Source organism: Mucilaginibacter sp. P4_G9 (genome assembly GCF_056400985.1).
In genome coordinates, this window is the sequence record NZ_JBFUKF010000354.1 from 1 (window position 1) to 5,094 (window position 5,094).

General features: G+C 40.0%; 6 protein-coding genes. 1 reads left to right on the forward strand and 5 read right to left on the reverse strand.

The genetic code is table 11. The annotated features are described in order from the left end of the window. Nucleotides 1-164: 164 nt before the first annotated feature. From AC1DPZ_RS21495 to AC1DPZ_RS21515, 5 genes are read right to left on the reverse strand one after another with little or no spacing between them, the layout of a single operon-like run. The gene (locus tag AC1DPZ_RS21495) at nt 165-1,139 is read right to left on the reverse strand and encodes a YihY/virulence factor BrkB family protein (RefSeq protein ID WP_477407280.1); all 975 of its coding nucleotides are present in this window, start codon (nt 1,137-1,139) and stop codon (nt 165-167) included. A 10-nt stretch (nt 1,140-1,149) separates the two neighbouring features. Beyond that, nucleotides 1,150-1,557 (reverse strand): acyl-CoA thioesterase, encoded by a 408-nt coding sequence (locus AC1DPZ_RS21500; protein ID WP_477407282.1) that lies wholly within the window; start codon nt 1,555-1,557, stop codon nt 1,150-1,152. Then, complete coding sequence (mltG, locus tag AC1DPZ_RS21505; protein ID WP_477407284.1) at nt 1,557-2,609, reverse strand: endolytic transglycosylase MltG; 1,053 nt, start codon at nt 2,607-2,609, stop codon at nt 1,557-1,559. Before mltG ends, AC1DPZ_RS21500 begins: the two co-directional genes overlap by 1 nt. A gap of 22 nt (nt 2,610-2,631) precedes the next feature. Next, nucleotides 2,632-2,937 carry a rhodanese-like domain-containing protein gene (locus AC1DPZ_RS21510; RefSeq protein ID WP_477407286.1) on the reverse strand — a complete coding sequence of 102 codons (306 nt, stop codon included), beginning with the start codon at nt 2,935-2,937 and terminating at the stop codon, nt 2,632-2,634. Continuing rightward, nucleotides 2,918-3,709, reverse strand: a complete 792-nt coding sequence (locus tag AC1DPZ_RS21515; protein WP_477407288.1) for a PASTA domain-containing protein — start codon at nt 3,707-3,709, stop codon at nt 2,918-2,920. Before AC1DPZ_RS21515 ends, AC1DPZ_RS21510 begins: the two co-directional genes overlap by 20 nt. 251 nt (nt 3,710-3,960) lie before the next feature. Here AC1DPZ_RS21515 and AC1DPZ_RS21520 point away from each other — a divergent pair, with 251 nt between their 5' ends. Beyond that, nucleotides 3,961-4,941, forward strand: a complete 981-nt coding sequence (locus tag AC1DPZ_RS21520; protein ID WP_477407290.1) for a D-alanine--D-alanine ligase — start codon at nt 3,961-3,963, stop codon at nt 4,939-4,941. Nucleotides 4,942-5,094 lie beyond the last annotated feature (153 nt).

Consider the following 5,094-nt stretch of genomic DNA (forward strand, 5'->3'; position numbering starts at 1 on the left):
ACCTTTCACAGTTCAACAGTTTTCAAGACTGCCGCAATCGACCACTCTGCCAGCTCTCCGGGGACAAAAGTACAAATCCGAAGCGAATTGGCAAGCTGGGATAACGATTTTTTTTTAATTTCTTAATATATGGCTTTAAGCTTTTGAGTGTCAATAGCTTAATTTTAAAAATCATCTGTTTTTTTCTGCCTGAAGCTGTTATAACGGGGTTTTATTACCCGTAAACTTCGTTTTGAAAGCTCCACGGACGCGTTTAATTCGAATCCAATGAGCAAAATTAACGAGTTTATGTACATCCAAAGCATCGCGACTATCACAGTTCCTAATGATCCGTACACCTTATTGTATGATGCAAAATTGTTAATATAGTAAGAAAAACCCAACGAGGTTAATACAGCCAGACCAGTGGCTAAAACGGAGCCTGGATTTATAAACTTCCAACGTTTTTTATGGGCAGGAGCGTAGCGATAAAGGCATGCTATGGTAACAAAAAATATAACGATGATCATAAGCCAGCGGAATAACATGATTGGATAGATCCAGAAATGGCTCTCGCTGTCTACACGTGATCGTATCCAGCTTATAACCGCCTGCCCGGCTATCATGATAGCTATGGAAATTAAAAAAGCCATGGCGATAGCCATAGTAATACCAAGGGCTACAATACGTCTTTTTAGCCAGCGTCGTCTATCTGTAATTAGCGACGCTTTGTTAAATGCCTTCATTAAATTGATCACGCCATTTGTGGCAAAATAAATAGTCAGCAAAAAACCAAAAGAAAGCAATTTGCCATTCTGGTTCTTGATGATATCTATAATAGTCTCCCTAAAGGCCAGATACGCCTCTGTGGGCATTATAGACGCCAGTACACTTAGCAAATTACCCTGGAAATGATTTATTGGTATATAAGGTATTAATGTGCATAAAAAGATGGTTGCCGGAAAAATAGCCATCATAAAACTATAGGCAAGTGAATATGCCCGGTTTATGAGCGAACTTTTAGAGATTTCGGTTATAAAGAAATCAATAACAGTATACAATGGCAATGGACGAAAACCAGGAATAATGATGTATTTAGTCCATTCGATAATGTATTGGTAAAACTTAAAACGCAACAAAAAGTGGTGCAGCCATCTCATTTAACCAAACTTACTCAAAAAATGGCAATAATTTTTCTATAAAATCTTTTGGGGGCAGGCTGGGGCGGTTAGTTTGCATGTTGATGAATACCAGCAACGTCTCACCGGTATTAATGAGCTCACCTTTTTCGTTCCTCAGCTCGTATCTGAAATGGATGCGAATGCCAGGCATTTTATCCATGATCACTTTTACGCTGATCTCTTCATCATACAAAGCGGGTTTTAAATACTTGCATTTTAATTCCAGTACAGGCATCATAATGCCCGATTGTTCCATCCCGCTGTAGGTTAAACCCAGGCTGCGTAACATCTCTACCCGGCCAACCTCGTAAAATTCGGCGTAATTACCATAGTACATATAGCCCATCTGGTCGGTTTCGCCGTAACGTACCCTTATTTTGGTGATATGCTCAAACATTACCTTTTAATGTTGCGCTGATTAAGTGCCTCCTGAAATTTACGGGCATTTACGAGGTGATCGGTCATATTGGTTGCAAACGCATGATATCCCGAAAAATCGGCTTTTGCGCACATATAAATATATTCGCTTTTTTGATAGTCAAGTACGGCATTAACTGCACTAACCGAAGGCATCATGATTGGGCCGGGAGGCAATCCTGTATGCAGGTAAGTGTTGTAGGGCGAATTATAAGAAAGATATTTGTTGAGCACCCGTTTAATAGTAAAATCATTGAGAGCGAAGATCACAGTGGGGTCGGCTTCAAGTTTCATGCCTTTTTTAAGGCGGTTGAGGTACAACCCGGCAATTGCCGGCATTTCGTTGTCATGTAAAGCTTCGGCATCAACAATGGATGCTAAAACCGATATTTCCTGCTGCGAAAGATTAATGGCTGCGGCTTTTTGCTTACGCTCCGGTGTCCAGAATTTTTCATAGCTGGCATACATCTTTTTAAAGAATTTATCGGGCGATATATTCCAGTATAGCTGGTAGGAGTTTGGCATAAACATGGTGTACACATTATCGGTTGTAAAACCATATTTAGTTACATAACCTGCCGAATCAAGCAGGTTGATGATGGATGTTGAATCGGCTTCTATCTTTTTAGATACAAAACCGGCAAACTGTTCCTTCATCCTAAGCCCATGAAACTCGAGTTGGATTGGCTCCTGCGTACCGGATGCCAGCATATTGATGAGTTTACGGTTGCTCATGCCCTGGTGAAGGCGATATTTACCAGCCTTAACACGCCGGATATAGTTCATATTGGTAGCAGCCCAGTTAAATGTTACGGTATCCTTAACCATATCCTGCTCTTTTATGGTTTTTAAAACATCCGCATAAGTTGCACCGGTGTGTATATACAAATAATCCTGGTTGCCGGTAACATTTGGGCCAAAGTATTTATAATAATAGTTTACACCCGTAAAAACCAATAATACAGTTATTACCAGCGCAAACGCTATAATGAATTTTTTTAATAATCCTGATTTTGACTTTTGCTCAGTCATGATAAATAAGTGTGAATAGTAATTATTTTAATTTTTGGATGGCCATCAATCCACCAGCTAAGTTTTTAACGTTTTGATAACCATTTTGCAGTAATAGTGTTTGCGCGGTTTGGCTGCGCAAACCAACTTTGCAGATAACGATTAACTCGTCTGTTTTGTTGTAAGCCCATTTATTTATGCTATCGGCAAGAGCCGATAGCGGGATATTGCTGCCTCCTATATTAAAGGTGTGGTATTCAATAGCTTCGCGTACATCTATCAAATTTAAACGCTCGCCGTTGTTTATACGGGCAAGCAGTTCTGCTGCGTTAATTTGTTGGGGCTGCATCAGTTTTTGTACCTTGTGTAACCGTAATATTAATACGTGTACCTATACTGGTTTTACTTAACGAATCGGTTTTCATAGGGTATTGGCCAGAAACCACCACATTGGTCGAATCTGTTATAGTTCCCTGGTAGGTGATAGTACCAACAGATAAGCCTGCACCCTTTATTGCAAAACGCGCTGCATCAAGATCAAGGTTTATCAATTCAGGTATCTCAACTTCACTGGCTCCTTCGCCATCACCCAATACAAGGTCAACCTTTGAACCTTTAGGCAATTTGAAACCCGCTTTTATAATCTCACCTCCATAACGAACTTCCAGGATCCGGTCGCGCGCAATGTCTGAGCGGTAGGTTGTGTCGCCAATTTTTAAACCATAGTTTGATAAGGTAGCCGTAGCCTCGCGGTAAGTGCTTTGTTCCAGGTCGGGCAGTGCTACCGGAGGCGCCTGTAATGTTACCATGGTAAGGTATATTACACGTCCTTCTTTAACATTGGTTCCGGCATCCGGATCCTGTTCCACTATGGTGCCGGGTTCGGCATCTGGTACATAAACAGAATCTATTTTATAGCCAAATCCTTGCTCTTTTAACAAGGCCATAGCCCTGTCTATCTTCTCGCCTTTAAGCTTTGGTACCGGTATGCCCGAGCCATGGTTGGTGTAATATCCTAAGCTAAAAAAGGCTATTAAAACAACCACTATTACAGTAACAATAGCGCCTATAAGGTTATAACGAAATGATTTTGTTTTTAAGTAAGCCCCAAATTTGCTCATCAGTATATGTAAGGATAATTACAGTCAAATAAGTATCAAACATAGTGATTATTTTGGATTTCAGATTTCGGATGTTCGATTTTTCACAGTCGTCGATTTTATTGGTGTTCAAGATGGCTTTGCCGTTTCGGATTTAAAAATTTTGAATTTATAATTTCAATTAAGAATATTTAAGACTATTATTCTAATTTCGAAATCGAATTGGGCATTTGAAAAAGCAAATCCCAAATCCAACATCCGAAATCCCAAATATGAAGAAAAATATAGCCCTTTTGGCCGGCGGCTTTACCGGTGAGTATGAAGTATCTGTTAACAGTGCAAAAAATATAGCCGGTAATCTTGATGCCGAAAAGTACAAAGTTTATACCATATATGTAAACCGCGATAGATGGTTTCATGAAATTACAGACGGAACTGTTGATGTTGATAAAAATGATTTCAGCCTTACGATAGGCGGAGAAAAAATTAAGTTTGATTTTGCCTTTATAACCATACATGGCACCCCCGGCGAGGACGGTAAGATTCAAGGCTATTTAGATATGCTGGGTATTCGTTATAATACTTGTGATGCTACCACATCGGCCATTACCATGAATAAGGCTTATACCAAAACTATTGTGAATGGGATACATGGCTTACATACTGCCCATTCTATGCGGTTGTTTGAGAAGGATATGCATGACGTGGCCATTATTGCTGCTACGCTGAAATTCCCGCTGTTCATTAAACCAAATAATGGCGGAAGCAGTGTGGGTATGAGTAAGGTTTATAACGTAGCCGGATTGCCTGATGCATTGAAAAAGGCTTTTCATGAAGATGAGCAGATCCTGGTAGAAGAGTTTATTAAGGGCCGTGAGTTTAGCATTGGCATTGCCCGCCTCAACGGTAAAATAACCGTTTTGCCGGCTACGGAGATACTTACCACTAAAGATTTTTTTGATTACGAAGCTAAGTATACATCGGGGGTAACCAAAGAAATAACCCCCGCAGATTTGCCTGCAGAGCAAAATAAGCTGATAGCCGAAATAGTGACCGAAGTATACATCCGCCTGAACTGCAGGGGGATGGTGCGGGTTGATTTTATTTTGCTGGAAGGTACCAATGATTTTTATTTTATTGAGATCAACACTACGCCGGGCCAATCTGCAAACAGTTTGATTCCACAGCAGGTGAGAGCAGCCGGTATGAATGTTGGTGAGTTTTATGGATCTTTGATTGAGGGAGCTATATGATTTCGGAATTCGGAGGTTCGATTTCGAAATTTAATTAAAAAATATAGAGACGCATATTTGCGTCTTTTTTATTTTCACTTGTAACAATGCCGGCCTTTTTTTTATCCAATTAACAATGCTGCAACTTATAAAATTCAAGAAACTGTATGGTGG